Genomic DNA, 21,661 nt, shown 5'->3' on the forward strand with positions numbered 1-21,661 from the left:
TGAGGTGTTAGTTCTCGTTCTGGGTCGGTGCGTTGGGGCCGCGGGTGCCGTGGGGGCTGTGGGGGTCTGCGTGCTGCGCCTCGCGCTCACGCATCAGACGGTCGAGCTCCTCGCGGTCAGCGGCGGAGGGGAACGCGTGCGCCCCGGTCGGCTTCGGCTGGTACTCCACCCCGCGCGCGGTCATGGAGTCGTACCAGTCGGCGAGGATCTCGTTCTGCAGCGCGAACATCTCGCGCTCGTCGGCGGGCTGGATGTGGTCGTAGCCGAGCAGGTGCAGGACACCGTGGACAGTAAGCAGCGCGAGCTCGTGCGCCAAATCGTGGCCGGCCATCTCCGCCTGCCTGCGGTCAAACGCCGGGCACAGGATGATGTCGCCGAGCATCGCCGCGCCCAGTGGGGTCGCGTCGGGGCGGCCGCCGCCCGGGGTCAGCTCGTCCATGGGGAAGCTCATCACGTCGGTCGGGCCCTCAAGGTCCATCCAGCGGACGTGGAGATCGGCCATCGTCGGCTCATCCACGAGCGTGATCGTGGCCTCGGTGTCCGGGTGGACGTCCATGGTTTGGAGGGCGAACGAGCAAACGTCGATAAGCATTTGCTCGTTGACGTCGGCCTCGCCGGACTCGTTGAGAACTTCAATGCTCACTGGCTGGCTTCCTCCTCGCGCTCGCGCTCAAGCTCCTGCTGGCGCTTTTCGTAGCGCATCGAATTCTGGGCATCGTGCCGGTCGTACGCGGCGACGATGCGGGAGATCAGGTGGTGGCGCACGACGTCCTCGCCGCGCATCTCCTGGAACGCGATGTCATCGATGTTGGACAGAATGCGCCGGGCAACGCGCAGGCCGGACACGGTGCCGCGCGGCAGGTCCACCTGCGAGATGTCGCCGGTGACCACCATCTTCGAGCGGAAGCCCAGGCGGGTGAGGAACATCTTCATCTGGGCACCGGTGGTGTTCTGCGCCTCGTCCAGGATCACGAACGCGTCCGACAGGGTGCGACCGCGCATGTAGGCGAGGGGGGCGACCTCGATGATGTTGGCGTCGACGAGCTTGGGGATCATCTCCGGGTCCAACATGTCCCGCAGCGCGTCGTAGAGCGGGCGCAGGTACGGGTCGATTTTGTCGTTCAGCGTGCCCGGGAGGAAGCCAAGCTTCTCGCCCGCTTCCACGGCGGGGCGGGTGAGGATAATGCGCTTGACCTCCTTGGCCTGCAACGCCTGCACCGCCTTCGCCACGGCCAGGTAGGTCTTGCCGGAGCCGGCGGGGCCGATGCCGAAGGTGATGGTGTGCTCATCAATCGCGTCGACGTACTGGCGCTGGCCCGCGGTCTTGGGGCGGATCACTTTGCCGCGGCGGGCGACGATCTCGGCGCCGAGGATCTCGGACGCGGATTCTGGCGTGTCCGTCTCCATAATGCGGGCGGCGTGGACGACGGAGTCCGGGTCCACCGGCACGCCACGGCGCGCCATGGACTCAAGCTCATCGACGACGCGCGCCGCGTAGGCCACGTCCGCCTCGGCACCGCGCAGCGTCAGCGTCGTGCCTCGCGCGTGGATGTCAGCGGCGAGCTGCCGGTTGAGGACCCGCAGGTTGCCGTCGTTGACTCCGAGGACGGCCTGGGCGTAGGCGGAGTCCAATTCGAGTTTGCGGGTAACTGGATTTTGCATGCTGCTCCTCAACACTACCAGCGAGACGTCAACGCGCCGATGGCGCAAAGTGCCGCGAACCCGGCGCTCGCTGTGCGCAGGACTTGCGGCCCCATCCGCACGGGGTGGGCTCCGAGCAAATCTAACTCATCCTGGCCAATGCCGCCCTCCGGGCCGACGATGAGGAAGACCTCTTCGCCGAAATTAAGGTCCTTGATGGAGTCGGTCGCATCTTCGTGCAGCACGACCGCGGGCTTGCCGGCGATGAGGTCCTTGAGTTGGTTGGTCGTCACCGCGTCGTGGACCTTAGGCAGCCACGCCCGGCGCGACTGCTTCGCGGAGGCGGCTGCCTGGTTTTGCCACTTCTGCACCTGCTTCGCCTGCTTGTCGTTCCCCCACCGCGCGATGGTGCGGTGCGAGATCCAGGGAATGATGGCGTCCGCGCCGCCCTGCACGGCGAGGTCGACGGCCAGCTCGGCGCGCTCCGACTTCGGCACCGCTTGCACGAGCGTGACGCGCGGCGTGGGCGCGGCTTCGGTGTGTTCGGCCACCACGTCGCCGACGACACGGTCGCGCGAGCAGTCGCGGACGACGACTTCGGCGGCGTTGCCGTGGCCGTCGACAAGCATGATGTGCTCCCCCGGGCCGATGCGCTTGACGTGGGCGTGTTTCGCTTCGGCGCCGTCGAGCTCGCCGGAGCTTGGCTGCGCGGCGTAAAAGTACGGCAGGCTCATCAGCGGCGGAACTTACCACGCATGCGGGAGAAGAAGCTTTCCCCGCCGGACTCCTCGCTGGAGTGCACGCGCGCCTCGTCGTCGTGCGACTCGCGCAGCTGCTCCAGCGCGGCGCGCTCGTCCTTATTCAGGTCGGTCGGCACGACCACCTTCACGTGCGCGACCATGTCGCCCGCGCCCTCGGCCCGCAGGCGCGGCATGCCCTCGCCGTGCAGGACGATCTCCTCATCCGGCTGCACGCCAGCCGGAACCTGGATGGTGGTCTGCTCGCCGGCCAAGTTCTCCACGGCCAGATCGGTGCCAAGCGCAGCGTCATACATTGGCACGCGCAGCTGCAGGTGCAGGTCGTTGCCCTCACGGGCGAAGACGGCGTGCGGGGCGGTGTGGACCTCCACGTAGAGGTCGCCCGCCGGGCCGCCGCCGTGGCCGACCTCGCCCTGGTTGGCCATGCGGATGCGCATGCCGGACGCGATGCCGGCCGGGACATTCACGGTGAGGTCGCGGGTGGTGCGCACGCGGCCGTCGCCGGCGCACTGGCGGCACGGGTCCTTAATAATCTCGCCGTAGCCGTGGCACTTCGGGCACTCGTGGGTGGTCATCACGTTGCCCAGGAAGGACTGCTGCATCTCCTGCACCGCGCCCTGTCCCTGGCAGTAGTCGCAGGTTTCCGGCTTGGCGCCCGACTCGGAGCCGGAGCCCTGGCACTTGTTGCACAACACGGCGGTGTCCACGGTGACGTCCTTCTTCACGCCGGCAAACGCCTCTTCCAGCGTGATCTGGGTGCGCAGCAGGGCGTCGTTGCCCGGCTGCACGCGCGAACGCGGCTCGCGACCCGCGCCACCCCCGCCGAAGAACGCCTCGAAGATGTCGCCGACGCCGCCGAATCCACCGAAGCCGCCGCCGGGCCCGGCCGCGCCGCCCTGCTCCATTGGGTCTCCGCCGCGGTCCACAATGCTGCGCTTCTTCGGGTCCAGCAGGACCTCCTGCGCCAGCGAAATGTCCGCGAACTTCTCCGCTGCCTCCTCGGACGGGTTCACGTCCGGGTGGTACTTGCGGGCGAGCTTGCGGTACGCCTTCTTAATCTCTTGCTCCGTGGCTTCCCGGTCGACGCCGAGAATGCCGTAGTAGTCTCGTGCCAAAGTATTTACCCTTTCAGATTTATAGAAGTGTGAAAAAGTGCTTCGCCCGCTGGTCGCGGCTGCTATTCGCCCCGCAGGATGCGGCTAATGTATTGGGCCACGGTGGCAACCTTTTGAATCGTACCGGGGTAGTCCATGTACGTCGGACCGACCACCCCGAGTCCGCCAAGTGCCTCGTCGCCCGCGCCATATGCAGTAGTAACAATCGCGGCCTGGGAAAATTCCTCGTTTTCGTTCTCCCGCCCGATCCGCACGGACACCCGCTCCAGATCTTGCGCGCTGGCCAGGAGCTTCAGCACGACGACCTGCTGCTCCAGGGCCTCGATCACGTTGTGCAGGTCCGCCAGCCGGTGCACGGTCAGGTTGCCCGCGCCGGCGATGAGCAGGCGGTCCGCGGTCGTGTCCACCAGCGTGTCCACGAGGACGGCGGCGCAGCGCCCGACGGCGTCGGCGAGTTCCCGCGGCGCCCTCGCGTGCAGGGTGGACAGCCCGGCGGCGGCCTCGCGCATCGTCCGGCCGACGAGAACGTCGTTGAGGAGGTCGCGGAGGACGGGCACGTGGGCGTCGACAAGCGGCCCCTTGAGCTCGACATTGCGCTGGTCAACGCGCCCGGTGTCGGTGATGACCACCAGCAGCAGGCGCGTCGGGGTGAGCGAGACGACCTCGCAGTGCTTCACGCGCGACAGGTCGAGGTTGGGCAGCTGCACCACCGCGGCCTGGTTGGTCAGCTGGGCGAGCAGCTGGACGCTGCGGCGCAGCACGTCCTCGAGGTCCACGCCGTGCTCGAGAAAGTCCAGGATGGCGTGGCGCTCGGAGACGGAGAGCGGTTTGACGTCGTCGTGCAGCGCGTCCACGAACGCGCGGTACCCGGCCTGCGTGGGGACGCGGCCGGAGGAGGTGTGGGTTTGGCTGATGTAGCCCTGTTGCTCCAGCACGCTCATGTCGTTCCTGATGGTCGCCGAGCTCACGCCGAGCCCGTGGCGCTCCACCAGTGCCTTCGATCCGACTGGTTCTTGCTGCGCGATGTAGTCTGCAACGATTGCGCGCAGCACCGCCTTGCGGCGGTCATCAGCAGCACTCATTAGCACTCCCTCTCATCGACTGCCAGCTATCCTACTCGGCGGCCAGAATATCGGTCACGATGCCGTCGGCAAGCAATCGGCCCGCATCCGTCACCGCGATGCGCTCGCCCGCGGTGAGCAGGCCGCCGCGCACGTGCTTGTCGACGACCTCGCGCGCCCCCTCCCCTACCCAGCCGGCAGGGATACCCTCCTTGAGCCGCAGGCCGAGCATCACCTGCTCGTCGTGGTGCTCCGCATCCGTCACCGTCTCCGTGAACCCGATTGGCAGGTCGCCACCCCGCAGGGTGTCGGCGTAACGCTCTGGGCGCTTCACGTTGGCGAAGCGCTCGCGGCCGATATAAGAGTGCGCCCCCGGACCCGCGCCCCACCATTGACCATCGCGCCAGTACAGCAGGTTGTGCCGGCACTCCCCGCCCGGCTTCGACCAGTTCGACACCTCGTACCAGCCAAACCCCGCGCCCTCGAGCGCCTCGGCGATCAACTCGTAGCGGCGCGCGTACACCTCCTCCTCGGGCGCCGGCAGCTCGCCCCGGCGCACCTTGCGCGCCATCGCGGTGCTGTCCTCCACGATGAGCGAGTACGCGGACACGTGATCCACGCCCGTGGACAGGATCGCGTCGAGCGTCGCGCGCACGTCGTCGTCCGTTTCCGTCGGGGTGCCGTAGATCATGTCCAGGTTGACGTGGTCGAACCCGGCGGCGAGCGCCTCGCGGGCAGCGGCGACAGCGCGCCCCGGCGTGTGCGTGCGATCCAGCACCTTGAGTACGGGCGTGGAGGCGGACTGCATCCCGAGCGAGACGCGAGTAAAGCCGGCCTCGCGCAGCCCCGCGAAGTAGCCGGGGCTGGTGGACTCCGGGTTCGACTCCGTGGTGACCTCGGCGTTCGGCGCAAGGCCGAAGGTGTTGCGGACGGCGCCCAGCAGACGCGACAGTCCGTCCGCGCCGAGCAGCGACGGGGTGCCCCCGCCCACGAACACAGTGTCCGCGCGCGGCGGGGTGCGCTCGCCCCGCTCGGCGGCGGTGCGCGCGGCGGCGAGCTCCAGCTCGCGCTCGATCGCGTCCAGGTACTCCGCGTGCGAGGACGCTACCTCGGTGGGCGTGTACGTATTGAAGTCGCAGTAGCCACAACGGGTCGCGCAGAACGGGACGTGAAGGTAGACGCCAAAAGAGTCGTGTTCAGCCATGCGGCCAGTTTAGGCACCGCGCCGGGAGCGCTTCGCCGCGACCTTCTCCACGATCCGGTTGATGCGGGCGCGCTCGTCCAAAAACTCCGGCGGGTTGGTTCCGCGCATGGTGCGCACGAACGCCGGGTGGTCGACGCACACGGTCTCCACCCACCCCTCGACGGCAGCCTCGACCAGCTCGGCCACGGTGGCGTAAAGGTGCGGCAGGCTCACCGCGCCGAGCTCGCGCGCGACCATGTCGGTCTGCTCGAGGGTGTAGGCGACAATCTCGGTGAGGTGCTGGACGGTGAGGTCGGTGCGGCCGGTGAGCGCGTCCTCCATCGTCTGCACGGAAAACGGCGCAGAAAGCGGGAAGAGCTCTTCCAGCCCGGTGGCGTCGAGAAGCTCCGGCTCGGGGACCTTCTCCTCGGGGCAGGCGGAGGCGGACAGGACGCCCGCGCGCATCCCCGAGGTCAGTGCCTGGCGCAAGCCGATGAGCTCGCCGACCACGCGGCGCGCGTCCACGCGGGCGTCGTCGGCGATCTCCACAAACTCAGCGAGGCAGTCGTCCGTGAGCTCGCCGTCATAGTCCGCGACGGCCTCTGCAATGTGCTCGATGTACTCGGCGACCTCGTCGCCGATGTTGTAAATCTCCTGCGTGAGCTCGCGGTGCCGCAGCATTGCAGCCGTCTTGTGCACGGACAAGCCCCCTTTTTGTATTGCTCAGGACGAGTTACGGATTTGCTGGGAGCAATGCTAAGGCACGGGCGCGCTCCGGCGCGGAAGGCGCGCCGAAGCTACGCCGCACCCACCCCGCCCCCGGCGGGCGCTAGCGCTCGTAGAGCTTGTCGATGTCCTCGCGGAAGCGCTGGAAGACCACGTTGCGCTTGACCTTCATCGTCGGCGTCATCTCGTTGTCGCGCTCGGAGAGGTCGCGGTCCAGGATGCGGAACTTCTTAATCGCCTCGGCGTGCGAAACGGTCGCGTTGGCCATGTTGATCGCGTCCTGCACCTCCGCGCGCAGGCTGGCGTCCTGGGCGAGCTCCGAGAGCTTCTTCTGCTCCGGGATGTTGTGGGTGGCCTTCCAGCGGGCCAGCTCGTCCTCGTCCAGCGTGACCAGCACGCCGATAAATGGCTTGCCGTCGCCGACGATGAGCGCGTTGGAGATCAGCGGGTCCTGGCGGATGATCTCCTCCATCGGCCCGGGCGAAACGTTCTTGCCGCCCGCGGTGACAATGAGATCCTTCTTGCGGCCGGTGATGCGCACGAAGCCCTCGTCGTCCACCTCGCCCAGGTCGCCGGTGTTGAACCAGCCCTCGTCGAACGCCTCGGCCGTGGCGTCCGGGTTGTTCCAGTACTGCTTGAACACGCCGGGGCCGGAGAACTCGATCTCGCCGTCGTCGTTGATCCGCACCGAGTAGCCGTTGACCGGCGGGCCGACGGTACCGATCTTCTGCCCGACCTTGTTGTTCACACACGCCGCGGCGCAGGTCTCGGTCAGCCCGTAGCCCTCATAAATGGGCACGCCCATCCCGCGGAAGAAGTGCGACAGCTCGGCGCTCATCGCGGAACCGCCCGTGATTCCGTAGGTCACGGCGCCGCCCATGGCGTCCTTGAGCTTGGAGTAGACGAGCTTTTCAAACACCTTCCGCTTCGCCTTCTGCACGCGGTTCGGCCCCTCCGGCGTATCCAGCGCCTTGGAGTACTCGATGGCGGCGCGCTCGGCCTCGAGGAAGACGCGCTTGCCCACGGCGGAGCCGTCAGCGGCCTTGTTGTAGGCGGCGTTGCGCACCTTCTCAAACACGCGCGGCACGCCGAGCACCATGTTCGGCCGGGCACGCTGCAGCTCCACCGTGAGGGTGGAGGTGTCGGACCAGTGCGACTGGGTCGCGCCCGCCATCGCCAGCGCCAGCGACACCGCGCGCTGCAGCACGTGCGCGAGCGGCAGGAAGGTGACAACGCGCTTGCCGGGCACGGCGACCTCGCCGATCTCGTTCTTAATCAGCGCCCAGGTCTGGTAGGCCCAGTTGCCGTGCGTGAGCTCCACGCCCTTCGGCCGGCCGGTGGTGCCCGAGGTGTAGACGATCGAGCCGATGTCGTCGTGGGTGATGGCGGCCACGCGGGCGTCGATAAGCGACTGCTCCACCTCGCGCCCCTCAAACTTGAGCGTCTCCACGCCCGAGGCATTAAATTCATAGACCTTGCGCAGCTGGGACGTGGAGCCCGCCAGCCGCGGCGTGCCATCCTCCTGCAGCACGAACGAGCTGATCAGCTGCGTATGATCACGCGTCTCCGTCAGCGCCAGCTTCGCGCCGGAATCCTCCAGAATCCACTGGATCTGCGACATCGAGCTCGACGGGTAAATCGGCACCGACGCCGCCCCGGCTGCCCAGATGGCAAAGTCCATCAGCGACCACTCGTAGCGAGTCGCCGACAGGATCGCCACGCGGTCGCCGGGCTCAATACCAGCCGCCACCAGGCCCTTCGCCGCCTCATAGACTTCTTCGAGGAACTCACCGGCAGTCACGTTCACCCAGTCGTAGTTACGCGGGCGGGAAAACAGCACCGTGTGCGGGTGCTCCGTGCACAGCGTGACCAGCTGGCTCAGGCAGTTTTCCGACGCGTCGAGCTCGAATCCGAGGTCCGTGGTGAAAGAATTCTGTGACATCTGTGACATAAGCCCTCACCCTACCGCGTCAACAGCTGCTTGGCCCCGCTCCGGGCGAGCGCGCGGCACGTTTGGCACAATATGCCTTGTGTTCACTGTGATGAATGAAGAACTTTTGCTGTCACTCGCCCGGTCGTACGGCTTCGGCACGTCCTACCGATCCGACGTAGGGAAGTTGATCACGCCGCCGGCGCAGTCCTTCATGAAACTGCTGCGCGCAATCGGCGTGCCGCTGTCTGAATCCCCCTCAGACCAGGAGCTCCAGGAGCTTATCGACGCACGCGCGACCGCCCTGGCGACCCGCCCCCTCCCCTTGACTGTGGTCGCCACCGCGGGCGGGGAGCAACACTTCAACGTCCACGTCAAGGACGGCCACTACGCGCACTGCTGGATCCGCCTGGAGGACGGGTCCTCGCGCGACGCCTACCAGGACGAGAACTGGGCGCCGCCGACCACCGCCGCCGACGGCACCGTCTGGGGCGAGGCGACCTTCCACGTCCCCGGCGACCTGCCCGAAGGTTGGCACGAGCTGCACCTGGAGTCCGACGACCTGGACGAGGTCTGCCCGCTCATTGTGGTGCCGGCCCGCCTGACCACCAACGAGGCGCTCGAGCGCCGGCCCGCGTACGGCGTGATGGCGCAGCTCTACTCCGTGCGCTCCACGCAGTCCTGGGGCATCGGCGACTTTGAGGACCTCGCGCGCATCGCCGAGGCTGTCGCCGCCGAGGGCGCGGACTACCTGTTGATCAACCCGGTGCACGCGGCGCAGCCCGTCCCGCCGGTGGAGGACTCCCCGTACCTCCCCGCCTCGCGCCGCTTTGTCAATCCCATTTACATTTCCGTCGAGGCGGTCCCCGAGTTCACCAAACTGGGCGTGGAAACGCGCGCGGAGGTCAACCAGCTGGTCAGCCCGCTGAAAGCGATGAACCACACCGCCGACCCGCTGGACCGCAACGCCGTGTTTGAGGTGAAGCTCGCGGTCCTGCGCGAGCTGTTCTACCTGTCCCAGCAGGACCCGGGGCGCTCGCACGACTTCGAGCTGTACACGCTGGACGAGGGCGAGGGCCTGCGCGAGTTCGGCGAGTGGTGCGCCGTCCAGGCCGACGCGGTCGAGCACGGCCAGCACGCGGCGAAGGCCGCCGACGAGGAAACGATCCAGTTCTACATGTGGCTGCAGTTCATCGCGGACGAGCAGCGCCGCGTCGCCCAGGACCGCGCGCTGGCCGCCGGCATGCGCATCGGCATCATGACGGACCTCGCCGTGGGCATTCACCCGGACGGCGCGGACGCGCACACGCTGGCTGATGTGCTGGTTGCCGACGCCTCGGTTGGCGCGCCGCCGGACATGTACTCCCAGCAGGGGCAGGACTGGTCCCAACCGCCGTGGAACCCGGAGGCACTCGCCCAGCAGGGGTACGGCCCGTGGCGCGACTTGCTGCGCACGGTGCTGCGCCACTCCGGCGGCATCCGCGTCGACCACATCCTGGGTCTGTTCCGCCTGTTCTGGATGCCGCGCGAGGACAAGCCGGCTGACGGCCTGTACATGAACTACGACTACCGGGCGATGGTGGGCATCCTCCTGCTTGAGGCGCAGCGCGCAGGCGCCGTGGTGATCGGCGAGGACCTGGGCACCTTCGAGCCGTGGGTGCAGGACGTGCTGCGCGACACCGGTGTGTTCGGCACGACGGTCCTGTGGTTCGAGGCGACCGATTCCGACGACCCACGCCCGGCCGACCAGTACCGGGCGCTGGCGCTGTCCGCCGTTGGCACGCACGACCTGCCGCCGACCGCCGGCTACATGGAGGGCGTGCACAACGAGCTGCGCTCCCGCCTGGGCCTGGTCGCGGAGTCGCTCGAAGAGCTCAACGCCGAGGACGGCGTGTGGATCGGCCGCGTGCTCAACCAGGTGCGCGCCGAGGGCGCGTTCGCGGGCACGCCGTTCGCGGACACCGACTTTACCCAGTACGACCTCGGCGAGTTCGACAGCGCGGGCTCGCTGGATGACCTGCTTGTCGGACTCACCCGCTTCATCGCCTCGACCCCGTCCGCGATGACGTGCACGAACCTCGTGGACATGGTGGGCGACCGCCGCATCCAAAACCAGCCGGGCACCAACGCGCACCAGTACGCAAACTGGTGTATCCCCCTCACCGATGCCGCAGGGAAGCCGGTGCTTATCGACGCCCTGCCGTCCAACCCCCTCTTCCACCGGGTCGCAGAGGCGTCGCGGCGGCCGCAGCGCTAGCTTGGCCGCTGTGCGCCGCCGGCGCAGGTCCCGCGCAGGTGCGGGCTCGACCGGCTCGGCCTGCTACACCAGGCTACCGACGATCGCCGCAATAACGACGAGCGCGAGCATCACGTACAGTGCCTGCGTCACCCGCGACTGCGGGTACTTGCGTTGCTGCCGTGGCAGGCGCTGATCCTGCTTGCGCAATTCTTCCGGGTTTGCCATGGCGCTAGTGTACTTCCCTGTCCGCCGCGGCCGAAACTTCGCCGTGTGCGCTTCCGGTCTCTTGGGCGCTTTTGGCCCCGCGAGTTCTGTCGCGCAAGAACGCCAGCCAATCCGCCACGCGCAGCATCGCCCACGCGGCGAGCCCGGCCGCCGGCAGCGCGACGGCAAGCACGATCGGGAGCTGGAGCCAGGGGCTCAGTGCAAACATGAAGGTCCCTCCTCCGTGTACGCCTACACGCGCCCAGTGTTGGGCGCGATGTCGGTGCCCTCGAGCCCACGCCGCACGAGCAGCGGGCGCGTATCTTTCTCGCGGCCGCGGAACGCCGTGTACGCCTCGGTGTAGTCGCGCGCAGCGCCGCGCGACAGGATAGCGTCGCGGAACTTCGCGCCGGTCGCCCGGTTGATGCCTCCCTCCTGCACCAGGTCGTACCCGTCCGCGTCCAGTGCTTCGGCCCACAGATAGGAGTAGTACCCGGCGGAGTAGCCGCCGGCGAAGATGTGGTTGAACCACGTCGAGCGGTACCGAGGCGTGAGCCCGGGAACGTCGAGGTGGTAGCGCCGCAGGACGTCCTCTTCGAAGGCGTCGATGTCGGTCGGGGTGGCGTCGGTAAGCGAATGCCACTCGAGGTCGATGGCGCTGGCGGCGAGGTACTCGGCGGTGGCAAAACCCTGGCCAAACTGGCGCGCGGCGCGGACGGACTCGAGCAACGCGGGCGGGATCGGCGCGCCGGTGTCCACGTGGCGGGCGTAGTTGCGCACGATTTCGGGCGCAAACGCGTAGTTCTCGTTGATCTGCGAGGGGAATTCCACCCAGTCCCGCGGGACGTTGGTGCCGGACAGCGACGGGTAGCGCACGTTGGAGAGCAGACCGTGCAGCGCGTGGCCGAACTCGTGGAAGACGGTAGTGACCTCGTCGATGGTGAGCAGTTCGCTGTTCACGCTCATGACGTTGACCACCACCGGTGCCGTGCCGGCGAGCCGGGACTGGTCCATGAACGAGCTCATCCACGCCCCGCCGCGCTTCGTCTCGCGCGCCGAGTAGTCCGTGAGCAGCAGGCCGAGACCCGTGCCATCTTCTTCCTTGACCTCCCACACCTGCACGTCGTCGCGGTAGCCGCGCAGGTCCGCGCGGCGCGTGACGGTGATGCCGTAGAGCAGGTTCGCCGCGTAAAACACGCCGTCCTCCAGCACCTGCCAGAGCGGGAAGTAGTTGCGCAGCTCGGCCTCGTCCAAGTTGAGTTCCTCGGCGCGGCGCTGCGCCGCCCAGTACGGCCAGTCCGCACCGTCAGGGCCATCGGGGCTCGCAAGATCCGCGCCGCGCGACCGCGCGAGCTCGCCGGCGAGCTTGCGTTCCGCCTCCGCGTTCGCCGCGGCAGCCGGAGCCAGGTCCGCGATCAACGCGCGGGCCGCGTCGGCGGTGCCAGCGGTTTCCTCCGCAATCACGTAGTCCGCGTGCGTGTCGTACCCCAGGAGCTTGGCGCGCTCCTGCCGCAGCGTGACCGTCTCCACTACGATGTCAACGTTCGACTCGGCACCGCGCTGCTGGGAGGCGTCGAAAAGCGCGCGCCGTGCGGCGGGGTCCTCCAGCTCGGCCTGCAGCGACTGGGTCGTGGGAAGTTCGAGGGGCACGATGTACTCGCCGCTCCCATCGTCCGCCGCGAACGCGTGCAGCTGGTCCTCGCTGAGGCCCGCGAGCTCGTCGCGCGAGAGCCGCACGGCGAGGCGCTTCGTGTCGGCGAGCAGGTTGCGGCCGAACTGCTCCGAGAGTTCGGACAGCCGCCCGTTGATAGCCGCCAGGCGCGCCTTGCCGTTCGCGTCCAAGTCCGCGCCGCGGCGGACGAAGCGGCGCACGAGCAGCTCGTGCAGGCGCCGCGACTCCTCGTCATCGGGCACCGCCACCGCGCGCAGCCGGGAATACAGCTCCGCGTTTTGGTAGATCGCGTCCGTGTGCGCGGACAGCTGCGGGACGATGCGGTCGGCCACGGCGTCAAACTCCGCGGTGGCGTCAGTCCCCTGCAGGTTGAAGAACCAGGCGAGCACGCGCGATAGGTCCTGCCCCGCGAGCTCGAGCGCCTCGACGGTGTTCTCCCAGTTCGGCGACTCCTGCGCGCAGATTTCCGCGATCTCCGCGTCGTGACGCGCGAGCGCTTCCTCAAACGCGGGCTCGACGTGCGCGAGCCTGATGTGGGCAAAGTCCGGCAGCTGGTACGGCAGCTCCGACGGGGCAAGCAGTGGGTTGGTCATGGCGGCCATCATAGGCGGTTACGATTACGGCATGGCTACGCGCGAAACTCAGGTCACTTGTCCCGCCGGCGCAATCGTCGGCACCAGCGACGGAGCAGTCCGCGAATTCCACTCGATCCCGTACGCGCGCTTCACCGCCGCGTTCGACCCGCCCGCTCCAGCGCCCACGGGCATGCTTATCGACGCCACTACTCCCCTCCCCCACGCCACCCGCCTGAGCATCACCGCCCCGGAGGGCGCTCGCAGAAACGACGACCTGCCGGTGCTGGTGTGGATCCACGGCGGCCGGTTCGAGGAGGGCACCCACGCCGATGACCGCGCCAACGGCCCCGCCTTCGCCCGCGACGGGATCATCCTGGTGCAGGTGGGGTACCGGCTGAAGTTTCCGGGGATGCTGCCGGTGGGCGGTGACGCCCCCGGCCAGTACCGGGCCGTGCAGGACTGCGCGGCGGCGCTGAGCTGGGTGCAGCGCAACATCGAGGCGTTCGGCGGGGACCCCACCAACGTCACCGTCGCGGGCCAAAGCGCCGGAGCGGACATCGCCGTCTGGCTGTGCCGGCGCGACCACTACAAGGGCGAGTTCCGTCGCGCGGTGGCGGCGTCGCCGGTGTTCCCGCGCCGCGGGATGGACTCGCGCCGGTGGGCGGCGCGCGGCGCGCTCGGACGGGCGCTGCTGCGCGAGGAGCTCAACCCGCTCTACGACCGCTCGCCGCAGCGGTTCGACCGCGCCTACCGCCGCTTCCGCACGCAGTATTTCACCGACATCGCACTCGGCCCGTTCCCGCTGGAGCCCGCGAAGCTCGCTCGCGTCCCCCTGGTGGTCACCTCCACCCGCGACGAGTTCTTCCCCAACGGCGCGTTTGCGGACCGCACCGCCCTGGCCACCCCCGTGGCGCGGGCGCTGGGCCGGCACATGGGGCTGGCCAAGGGGCGCGCCGGCGAGTACCTCGGCGCGGCGTCGCGCATGGACCCGGGCCACGTGGTGGGGCGCCTGCTTTCCGACGCCATGTGCCGCCGCTGGGTCGACGACATTGCTGAGGGCGCGCCGGGAACGGTGTGGCAGGCGGAGCTCGTCGCCAGCGCCGACCTCCCGGCGCACCACGCCGCCGACCTCGCCCCCGCGTTCGGCGCCGATGGCGCCTACGGCACCGGGCTCAACCGGTGGCTCACCCAATTTGTGCGCGGCGGCGACGTCGGGTGGGAGCCCTACAGCGGCGGCACGCGCGCGGGGACGGGGCGGACCGCGCTGCGCGTGGCGCTGGACGGCTCGGGCGCGCAGGAGGTGACGGATCCGCTCGGCTACCTGCGGGGCGCGTTCAGCCCCGTGGCTCACGAGCTTTAGTGCGAACCGGCCCGGGTGAGCGCGCGGCGCAGGCGCGGGTCCGTGAGCTCATCAACGAGCCACGGCGAGAACACGAACGGGGTGGCGTCGACGGCGCGGATGAGCTCCTCCGGCGCGACCCAGTCCCAGGAGTCGACCTCGTCCGGGTTGGCGTTCAGCGCCGCGCCCGGCGCGAGACGGGCGACGTAGACCGGGCAGCACTCGTTTTCCACGATGCCGGAGGAATCAACGGCGCGGTAGCGGAAGTCCGGCAGGATCTCCGTCAGCCCGTCGATCGCAGCAATGCCCAGCTCCTCGGTGGCGCGGCGGCGCACCGCATCGGCCACCGCTTCGCCCGGGCCCGGGTGGCCGCAAAAGGAGTTCGTCCACACCCCGGGCCACGCAATCTTGGAAAGCGCACGGCGCGTGAGCAGCACCTCGCCGTCGGCGTTGCGCAGCCAGCAAGAGAACGCGAGGTGCAGCGGGGTGTCGGTGGTGTGCACCGTGGCTTTGTCGGCGGTGCCGATTGGGGTCCGCGTGGCGTCGACAAGCACTACTTGCTCGCGCATTAGTTGTTCAGATTCCCCTTGAAGGTGACATTGCCGATGGTGAACTCGGCGTCCCACAGGTTGCCGGTGGACACGTTGAAGGCGTACTTCGCGTTCGTGGTGGCGCCGGGGCCGAGCGGCAGGTCCACGCCGACGATCTCCACGCCGGCGTTCTCGCCGCTCATCGGGTCGGCGTTTTGCATGTTGTTGTTGCCGGAGTTGTAGCGCAGCTTCGGGGTGAGGGTGTCCGCGGGCATCGGGACCTCGCTCTCGTTGGTCACAGCCACGACGACCACGGTGCCGCCACCGGGCGCAGCGCTGGTGCCCTGCCACTTGTAGGAGAGGTCCATCGCCGGGTCCTCCACGCGCTCGCCCGTGATCTCGTCGCTGATCAGCGGGTCGGTCTCCTCAGCCTTGAACTCCGGGGCGGGGGCGCCAGTCGGCGTCGTGATCTCGATTTCAGATTCCTTCGCCTCCTCGCTCTCGTTGCCGCTCACGCACGCGGACAACGCAAAGACGGACGTGGCGGCAAGCAGCACGGCGGTGAGCTGCGAACGGTGTGACATAAACGCCTCTTTTACCTCGTTGTGGCACTGCACTGAAATGCGCCGATCAGGCGCTTTCCAATTCTTCCTCACTGTACAGCCCTAGTACCCTAACCAAATTATGCAGTCATTGTTGCGTGTCCTCCGCAGCGCCTCTGCGCTGTGGCCCTACTACCTCGCCGTCGTAATCATTTCCTCCGGTGTCGCAGCGTTGGGGTTGGTCTCCCCTTTCATCATCCGGGAGGCCACCGACACCATCGTCGGATACGTCAGCGGTGGCAGCGAGGGGCCGTCGCCGGTGCGCGCTGTCGTGTGGCTGGCCATCGCGCTGTTTGCTGCCGAATCCGCTGCGGCGCTGCTGCGCAACGTCGCCGGCTACCTGGGCGACGTGATGGTGGCGCGCATCCGACAGATCATGTCCACGCGCTACTTTGCCAAGCTGCTCGCGCTGCCGCAGCGCTACTTTGACAACCAGGTCACGGGCACGATCATCGCCCGCCTGGACCGCTCGATTGCAAACGTCACCCAGTTCATCCAGTCCTTTGCCAACAGCTTCCTGCCGATGCTGTTGCAGGTCGTGGCGATCCTGGCGATCACGGCGTACTACTACTGGCCGCTCACCATCCTCCTGGCGCTGTTGTTCCCGCTCTACATGTGGCTCACGGCGCTCACGTCCACGCGGTGGCAGCGCTTCGAGCAGGAGAAAAACGCCAACATCGACGAGGGCAACGGCCGCTTCGCCGAGGTGGTCGGTCAGGTCAAGGTGACCAAGTCCTTCGTGGCGGAGGTTCGCGAGCTGGACAAGTTTGGCACCCACTACAACAACACCGTGGACATCACGCGCCCGCAGTCGCGCTGGTGGCACAGCATGGACACGGTGCGCGGCATCGCCATGACGGCGGTCTTTTTGGGCATCTACCTGATCCTGTTCGTGCGCACGCTCCACGGCGACTTCACCATCGGCGAGATGGTCATGCTCATCCAGATGGTCACCATGGCTCGCCAGCCCGCGCAGATGATGAGCTGGATCGTGGACGCCGCGCAGCGCGCCATCGCGGGCTCGCGCGATTACTTCACGGTGATGGACGAGCCGAACGAGCCCACCGCCAACCGCGAGCTCGTCGCCGCGACCCAGTCCACAGGCGTGCCGGAGCTGACGCAGGTGACGCACGAGCCGCTCGAGGTACGCGAACCGGTCATCGCGTTCGACGACGTCTCCTTCGCGTACAACCCGGGCGAGCCAGTCCTGGAGGGCCTGACCTTTTCCGCGCACGAGGGTGAAAAGATCGCGCTGGTGGGCGAGTCTGGTGGCGGCAAGTCCACCATCGTCAACCTGTTGCTGGGGCTCTACCCGCTTCACGACGGCACGCTCACCATCTGCGGCCGCAACCTCGAGGACTTGAGCGTGGAGGAACTGCGCGCGTCTTCCGGCGTGGTCTTCCAGGAACCCGCGCTGTTTTCCGGCACCGTGGCGGAAAACATCGCCTACGGTAAGCCCGGCGCGACGCGCGAGGAGGTCATCGACGTGGCCAAGCGCGCGAACGCCCACGACTTCATCACCCGGTTCAAGGACGGCTACGACACCGTCATCGGCGAGCGCGGCCTGCGGCTGTCCGGCGGGCAGAAACAGCGCGTCGCCGTCGCGCGCGCCATGCTCAAGGACGCACCCATCCTGGTGCTCGACGAGGCAACCTCGGCCCTGGACACCAAGGCGGAGCGCGCCGTGCAGGCCGGCCTGGACGAGCTGATGAAGGACCGCACGACCATCATGATCGCGCACCGCCTCTCCACCATCGCCGACGTGGACACTATCATCACCCTGGACAACGGCCGGATCGATGAGATCGGCTCGCCGGCGGAGCTCGCTGCCTCCGGCGGTATTTATTCAGAGCTGCTCACGCTCACCGCGTCCTCGTCCGCCGCGGACCGGGCGCGCCTGAAGTCCTTCGGCTTCCAGCTAGACGGCGAATACGACGCCGAGGACGAGGACGCCGCGGACGCGGAGGGCGCCGCGCAGCCCCACAACGCCTGATCCCGCGCGGCGGCGTGGCGGAGGGGGCGGGTGGGCGTCGTTAAGCTTGGGGCCATGGATTTCCCCGAGCTTGAGCAACTCCGCGCACGCGGAACCCGCAAATGGACCCAGTACGACGACGATGTACTGCCGCTGTTCATCGCCGAGAGCGACTTCACCACCGCCGAGCCCGTGCGCGCGGCGATCGCCGACGCCGTCGAGCGCGAGATGTTCGGCTACACCCCCGCCCCGAGCGCGCAGCAGCTGCCTGGGCTGGTGGCCGACTTCTACGACGCGCGCTACGGCTGGCGGCCGGACCCCGCGCGCATCTTCCCCATCCCCGACGTGGTGCGCGGCGTGTTGCTATCCATCCAGCACTTCACCGAGGGCCCGGTCATCGTGCCGGTGCCCGCCTACCACCCGTTCTTGGAGGTGGCGGGGACCGCCGGACGCGTGCGCATCAACGTGCGCGCCGTGCCAGGGTTGGACCTGGACGAACTGGACGCGGCGTTTGCCCGCGGCGCGGGCTCGCTCGTGCTCACCAACCCGTACAACCCCGGCGGGTGGACCTTTACGCCCGAGCGGCTCGATGAGATCTGTGCCCTTGCCCGCCGCCACGGCGCGCGTGTGATCGTCGATGAGATCCACGCGCCGCTGGTCTACGACGGCGTCCACACGTGCGCGGCCGCGAACAATGCGGACGTGTGCATCACTATTACGGCGGCATCGAAGGCCTGGAACGTGGCGGGCCTGAAGTGCGCGCAGCTGATCTTCTCCAACGACGCCGATGTCAAGACCTGGCAGGGACTCAGCGGGGTGGCGAAAGACGGCACGGGCACCCTCGGCATCGTCGCCGCCGAGGCGTGCTACCGGGACGGGGGTGACTTCCTCGACGGTGAAATTGCGCAGCTGCGCGAGAACCGCGACTGGCTCGTGGAAACCCTTCCCCGCGAAATTCCCGGCATCGAGGTCGAGGTCCCGCAGGCCACCTACCTCATGCTCCTGGACTTCCGGAATACCAAGTTGACCACGGAAAAGCCGGCCATTTGGTTGCGCACGCACGCGAAGGTGGCCATGAACGAGGGCGTGAGCTTCGGCCCCGGTGGCCGGCACAAGACGCGCCTGAATTTTGCCACCAGCCCCGCGATCCTGCGCGAGGCAGTCGAGCGCATGGCGGGGGCAATTCGCCTACTGTAGGTGGGCATGGAGCAGACCCCGCAGGCCTCAGATTACCTACCCCCCGCACCCCCGGAACAGCCCTGGGAGCGGCCCGACCCCGAGTGGTACAAGGACGCCGTATTCTACGAAGTCCTCGTCCGCGCCTTCTACGACCCGGACGGCACGGGGTTGGGCACGCTCAAGGGGCTGGAGGAGAAGCTCGATTACCTGCAGTGGTTGGGGGTGGATTGCCTGTGGATCCCGCCGTTCTACGACTCCCCACTGCGCGACGGCGGCTACGACATCCGCGACTTCCGCAAGGTCCTGCCCGAGTTCGGCACCGTCGAAGACTTCATTTCGCTTATCGACGCCGCGCATAAACGCGGCATCCGCATCATCACGGACTTTCCCATCAACCACACCTCCGACTCCCACGCCTGGTTCCAGGCGTCCCGGCAGGACCCGGATGGGCCGTACGGCGACTATTACGTGTGGACCGACGACAACACCCAGTACGACGGCACCCGCATCATCTTCATCGACACCGAGGAATCCAACTGGACCTGGGACCCGGTGCGCAAGCAGTACTTCTGGCACCGCTTCTTCTCCCACCAGCCGGACATGAACTATGACAACCCGGCTGTGCAGGAGGAGATCCTGGACATCATCCGCTTCTGGCTCGACCTGGGCATGGACGGCATCCGCCTCGACGCCATCCCCTACCTCTTCGAGCGCGAGGGCACCTCGTCTGAAAACCTGCCGGAGACGCACGGCTTTATCAAGCGCGTGCGCGCGCTCTTTGACGAGGAATACCCCGGCCGCTTCCTGCTCGCCGAGGCCAACCAGCTCCCCGCCGAGGTGGTGGAGTACTTCGGCGACGGCGGCACCGACGAGCACGGCAACCCCGACGGCTCCGGCGACGAGTGCCAGATGGCGTTCCACTTCCCCGTCATGCCGCGCATTTTCATGGGAATTCACCAGGAATCGGCGACGCCCATCATTGACATCCTGCGCGAAACCCCGGCGATCCCGGCGTCCGCCCAGTGGGGCATCTTCCTGCGCAACCACGACGAGCTCACCCTCGAGATGGTGTCGGAGGAAGAGCGCGACTACATGTACAAGCACTACGCATCCGACCCGCGCATGCGCGCCAACGTGGGTATCCGCCGCCGCCTCGCCCCACTGCTCGGCGGGCACCGCGACCGCTTGGAGCTCGCGCACGCCCTGCTGCTCAGCCTGCCCGGCTCCCCGTTCCTGTACTACGGCGACGAGATTGGCATGGGCGACAACATTTGGCTGCCCGACCGCGACGGCGTGCGCACGCCCATGCAGTGGTCCAACGACCGCAACGGCGGGTTTTCCAAGGCCGAACCGGAGCGGCTCTACCTGCCCCCGGTGCGCAACGACCAGTACGGCTACCACATCGTGAACGTGGAATCCCAGATGGACCGCGAGAACTCGCTGCTGCAGTGGGTGCGCACGCAGGTGCACATTCGCAAGCAGTACAAGGCGTTCGGGCGCGGCTCGTATATAGAGGTGGACCACGGCAACGAGCAGGTGCTGGCCTTCATCCGCGAGTACGACGCTTCCGCGGACGGGACCCCCGGCGGCGGGGTCGAGCGAATCCTGTGCGTGCACAACATGAGCTCGCGCCCGCAAGCGGTGGAGATGCACCTTTCGCAGTACGCCGGCGTCGTTCCCCGCGAGCTGTCCGGCGGCCTGGAGTTCCCCGCCATCGGCGAGCTGCCCTGGTTGGTTACCCTCGCGCCGCACGGCTTCTTCTGGTTCGACATCTCCTAGGGAGGGCGGCATGTTCGATCTCGCCTCGCAACGATTCTACGGCGCAAAGTCAGACACCATCGACGCGATCACCGTCGCCACCGCGCGGCCGATCGCCGTCGCTGGTTGCGGTGCCACGGCGCAGTGGCAGCTTCTCGACGTCGCACGCGGCGCCGACTCGGACACCTACCAGGTCCTCCTTGCGGAGTCGGCGAGCGGTGAGACGCAGGACATTCTGAGCACCGACTCCGGGGCCACCGCCTACGTGGCCGCGCTCCCCGAGCTCGGCGAGGTCCACGGCGACCTGATCACCGGCGCCGCTACCCCACTGGGCGCCGAGCAGTCCAACACCAACCTCGTCGTCGGCAACACGATTGTGAAGGTGTTCCGCCACCTCGAGGACGGCCTCAACCCGGACGTTGAACTGCTCACCCGCATCGGCGACTGCCCGCACGTCGCCGCCGTGAACGCCTACGTCACCCGCGGCGAGCAGACGCTAGCGATGCAGCAGGAATTCATCCGCGGCGGCATCGACGGGTTCGTGCTCACTACCGGGGGCTCCGGCGAGGGGACGCTGCCGGAGGCCGAGGTCGCCGCGCAGGCGGAGTCGCTCGGGCGCGCGATGCGGACCGTGCACGAGGCGCTTGCCCACGCATTCGGCGTCCAGGAACGGCCGACGCGCGCGATCGCCGACACGCTCACCGCAAACCTGGATGCATACGTGCGCCGCGCACCGTTGCTCGCCGATTTCGCCCCGCGGATCCGCGAGCTCTACGCGGAGCTCGGCCGCACTGAGTCAACCGTGCCGGTGCAACGGGTCCACGGCGACCTGCACCTGGGACAGACGCTCAAGACCCCCGAGCGGTGGTACCTCATCGACTTCGAGGGCGAGCCGGCGCGGCCCCTCGCGCAGCGGCGCCGCCCGGACCATCGGCTGCGTGACGTGGCCGGGATGGTGCGCTCGTACGGGTACGCCCGCGCCGTCGGCGGGTTTGACGTGGAATGGGAGCGCGGCGGCGTCGAGAAGCTGCTCGCAGGGTACGGCGCCGAACGCGACGCGCTGCTCGCCGCCTACATCGTGGACAAGGCCGCCTACGAGGTGATTTACGAGGCGAACAACCGCCCGGACTGGGTGGACATCCCCCTCGACGCGATCCGCGACCTGGTGTAGGAGCGG

At 68.0% G+C, this 21,661-nt stretch carries 19 protein-coding genes; 6 read left to right on the plus strand and 13 right to left on the minus strand.

Annotated features, from left to right (window positions below; translation table 11 throughout):
- Positions 1–7: 7 nt before the first annotated feature.
- The 8 genes from ybeY to EAW56_RS03830 form a co-directional block, all read right to left on the minus strand.
- Complete coding sequence (ybeY, locus tag EAW56_RS03795; RefSeq protein ID WP_095546532.1) at positions 8–643, minus strand: rRNA maturation RNase YbeY; 636 nt, start codon at positions 641–643, stop codon at positions 8–10.
- Positions 640–1,662, minus strand: a complete 1,023-nt coding sequence (locus EAW56_RS03800; RefSeq protein ID WP_095537309.1) for a PhoH family protein — start codon at positions 1,660–1,662, stop codon at positions 640–642. Before EAW56_RS03800 ends, ybeY begins: the two co-directional genes overlap by 4 nt.
- A 14-nt stretch (positions 1,663–1,676) precedes the next feature.
- On the minus strand, positions 1,677–2,375 hold the full coding sequence (locus EAW56_RS03805; RefSeq protein WP_095553576.1) for a 16S rRNA (uracil(1498)-N(3))-methyltransferase: 699 nt from the start codon (positions 2,373–2,375) through the stop codon (positions 1,677–1,679).
- The gene (dnaJ, locus tag EAW56_RS03810) at positions 2,375–3,514 is read right to left on the minus strand and encodes a molecular chaperone DnaJ (protein ID WP_095546530.1); all 1,140 of its coding nucleotides are present in this window, start codon (positions 3,512–3,514) and stop codon (positions 2,375–2,377) included. The genes EAW56_RS03805 and dnaJ overlap by 1 nt, the downstream gene beginning before the upstream one ends.
- 62 nt (positions 3,515–3,576) lie before the next feature.
- A complete protein-coding gene (gene hrcA / locus EAW56_RS03815; RefSeq protein ID WP_122085172.1) occupies positions 3,577–4,596 on the minus strand; it encodes a heat-inducible transcriptional repressor HrcA in 1,020 nt (339 codons plus the stop codon).
- A 31-nt stretch (positions 4,597–4,627) separates the two neighbouring features.
- Entirely contained in the window at positions 4,628–5,779 is a 1,152-nt protein-coding gene (hemW, locus tag EAW56_RS03820) for a radical SAM family heme chaperone HemW (protein ID WP_122085174.1), read from the minus strand.
- A gap of 9 nt (positions 5,780–5,788) precedes the next feature.
- Entirely contained in the window at positions 5,789–6,457 is a 669-nt protein-coding gene (locus EAW56_RS03825; RefSeq protein WP_122085176.1) for a hypothetical protein, read from the minus strand.
- Positions 6,458–6,587: 130 nt separating this feature from the next.
- Complete coding sequence (locus EAW56_RS03830; protein ID WP_122085178.1) at positions 6,588–8,426, minus strand: AMP-dependent synthetase/ligase; 1,839 nt, start codon at positions 8,424–8,426, stop codon at positions 6,588–6,590.
- Between the two features lie 100 nt (positions 8,427–8,526).
- Between EAW56_RS03830 and malQ the strand changes: the two genes are divergently transcribed.
- Positions 8,527–10,671 (plus strand): 4-alpha-glucanotransferase, encoded by a 2,145-nt coding sequence (gene malQ / locus EAW56_RS03835; RefSeq protein WP_244213344.1) that lies wholly within the window; start codon positions 8,527–8,529, stop codon positions 10,669–10,671.
- A gap of 63 nt (positions 10,672–10,734) precedes the next feature.
- Here the strand turns inward: malQ and EAW56_RS12665 are convergent, their stop codons facing one another.
- The 3 genes from EAW56_RS12665 to EAW56_RS03845 are packed head-to-tail and all read right to left on the minus strand — an operon-like array spanning position 10,735 to position 13,134.
- Positions 10,735–10,878: a hypothetical protein gene (locus tag EAW56_RS12665; protein WP_095275485.1), complete on the minus strand. Its 144-nt coding sequence runs from the start codon at positions 10,876–10,878 to the stop codon at positions 10,735–10,737.
- Between the two features lie 4 nt (positions 10,879–10,882).
- The gene (locus EAW56_RS03840; protein ID WP_095547383.1) at positions 10,883–11,086 is read right to left on the minus strand and encodes a hypothetical protein; all 204 of its coding nucleotides are present in this window, start codon (positions 11,084–11,086) and stop codon (positions 10,883–10,885) included.
- A gap of 23 nt (positions 11,087–11,109) precedes the next feature.
- Positions 11,110–13,134, minus strand: coding sequence for a M3 family metallopeptidase (locus EAW56_RS03845; RefSeq protein ID WP_435383063.1), 2,025 nt, complete (start codon positions 13,132–13,134; stop codon positions 11,110–11,112).
- Between the two features lie 19 nt (positions 13,135–13,153).
- On the opposite strand from EAW56_RS03845, the gene EAW56_RS03850 reads away from it, so the two are divergent.
- A complete protein-coding gene (locus EAW56_RS03850) occupies positions 13,154–14,464 on the plus strand; it encodes a carboxylesterase family protein (RefSeq protein ID WP_122085280.1) in 1,311 nt (436 codons plus the stop codon).
- Here the strand turns inward: EAW56_RS03850 and idi are convergent.
- Together idi and EAW56_RS03860 are read right to left on the minus strand one after the other, a co-directional pair.
- Positions 14,461–15,012 (minus strand): isopentenyl-diphosphate Delta-isomerase, encoded by a 552-nt coding sequence (gene idi / locus EAW56_RS03855; protein ID WP_122085180.1) that lies wholly within the window; start codon positions 15,010–15,012, stop codon positions 14,461–14,463. The genes EAW56_RS03850 and idi overlap by 4 nt on opposite strands.
- A complete protein-coding gene (locus EAW56_RS03860) occupies positions 15,012–15,557 on the minus strand; it encodes a hypothetical protein (RefSeq protein ID WP_095535429.1) in 546 nt (181 codons plus the stop codon). The genes idi and EAW56_RS03860 overlap by 1 nt, the downstream gene beginning before the upstream one ends.
- 100 nt (positions 15,558–15,657) lie before the next feature.
- Between EAW56_RS03860 and EAW56_RS03865 the strand changes: the two genes are divergently transcribed.
- The 4 genes from EAW56_RS03865 to EAW56_RS03880 are packed head-to-tail and all read left to right on the plus strand — an operon-like array spanning position 15,658 to position 21,655.
- On the plus strand, positions 15,658–17,568 hold the full coding sequence (locus tag EAW56_RS03865) for an ABC transporter ATP-binding protein (protein WP_122085182.1): 1,911 nt from the start codon (positions 15,658–15,660) through the stop codon (positions 17,566–17,568).
- A 54-nt stretch (positions 17,569–17,622) separates the two neighbouring features.
- On the plus strand, positions 17,623–18,744 hold the full coding sequence (locus EAW56_RS03870; RefSeq protein ID WP_095275574.1) for a MalY/PatB family protein: 1,122 nt from the start codon (positions 17,623–17,625) through the stop codon (positions 18,742–18,744).
- A gap of 6 nt (positions 18,745–18,750) precedes the next feature.
- Positions 18,751–20,505 carry a maltose alpha-D-glucosyltransferase gene (gene treS, locus EAW56_RS03875; protein ID WP_122085282.1) on the plus strand — a complete coding sequence of 585 codons (1,755 nt, stop codon included), beginning with the start codon at positions 18,751–18,753 and terminating at the stop codon, positions 20,503–20,505.
- 10 nt (positions 20,506–20,515) lie between these two features.
- Complete coding sequence (locus EAW56_RS03880; RefSeq protein ID WP_122085184.1) at positions 20,516–21,655, plus strand: phosphotransferase; 1,140 nt, start codon at positions 20,516–20,518, stop codon at positions 21,653–21,655.
- The last annotated feature ends 6 nt before the right edge of the window (positions 21,656–21,661 follow it).

It is taken from the genome of Corynebacterium gottingense (assembly GCF_003693265.1).
GTDB classification, from domain to species: Bacteria; Actinomycetota; Actinomycetes; order Mycobacteriales; family Mycobacteriaceae; genus Corynebacterium; species Corynebacterium gottingense.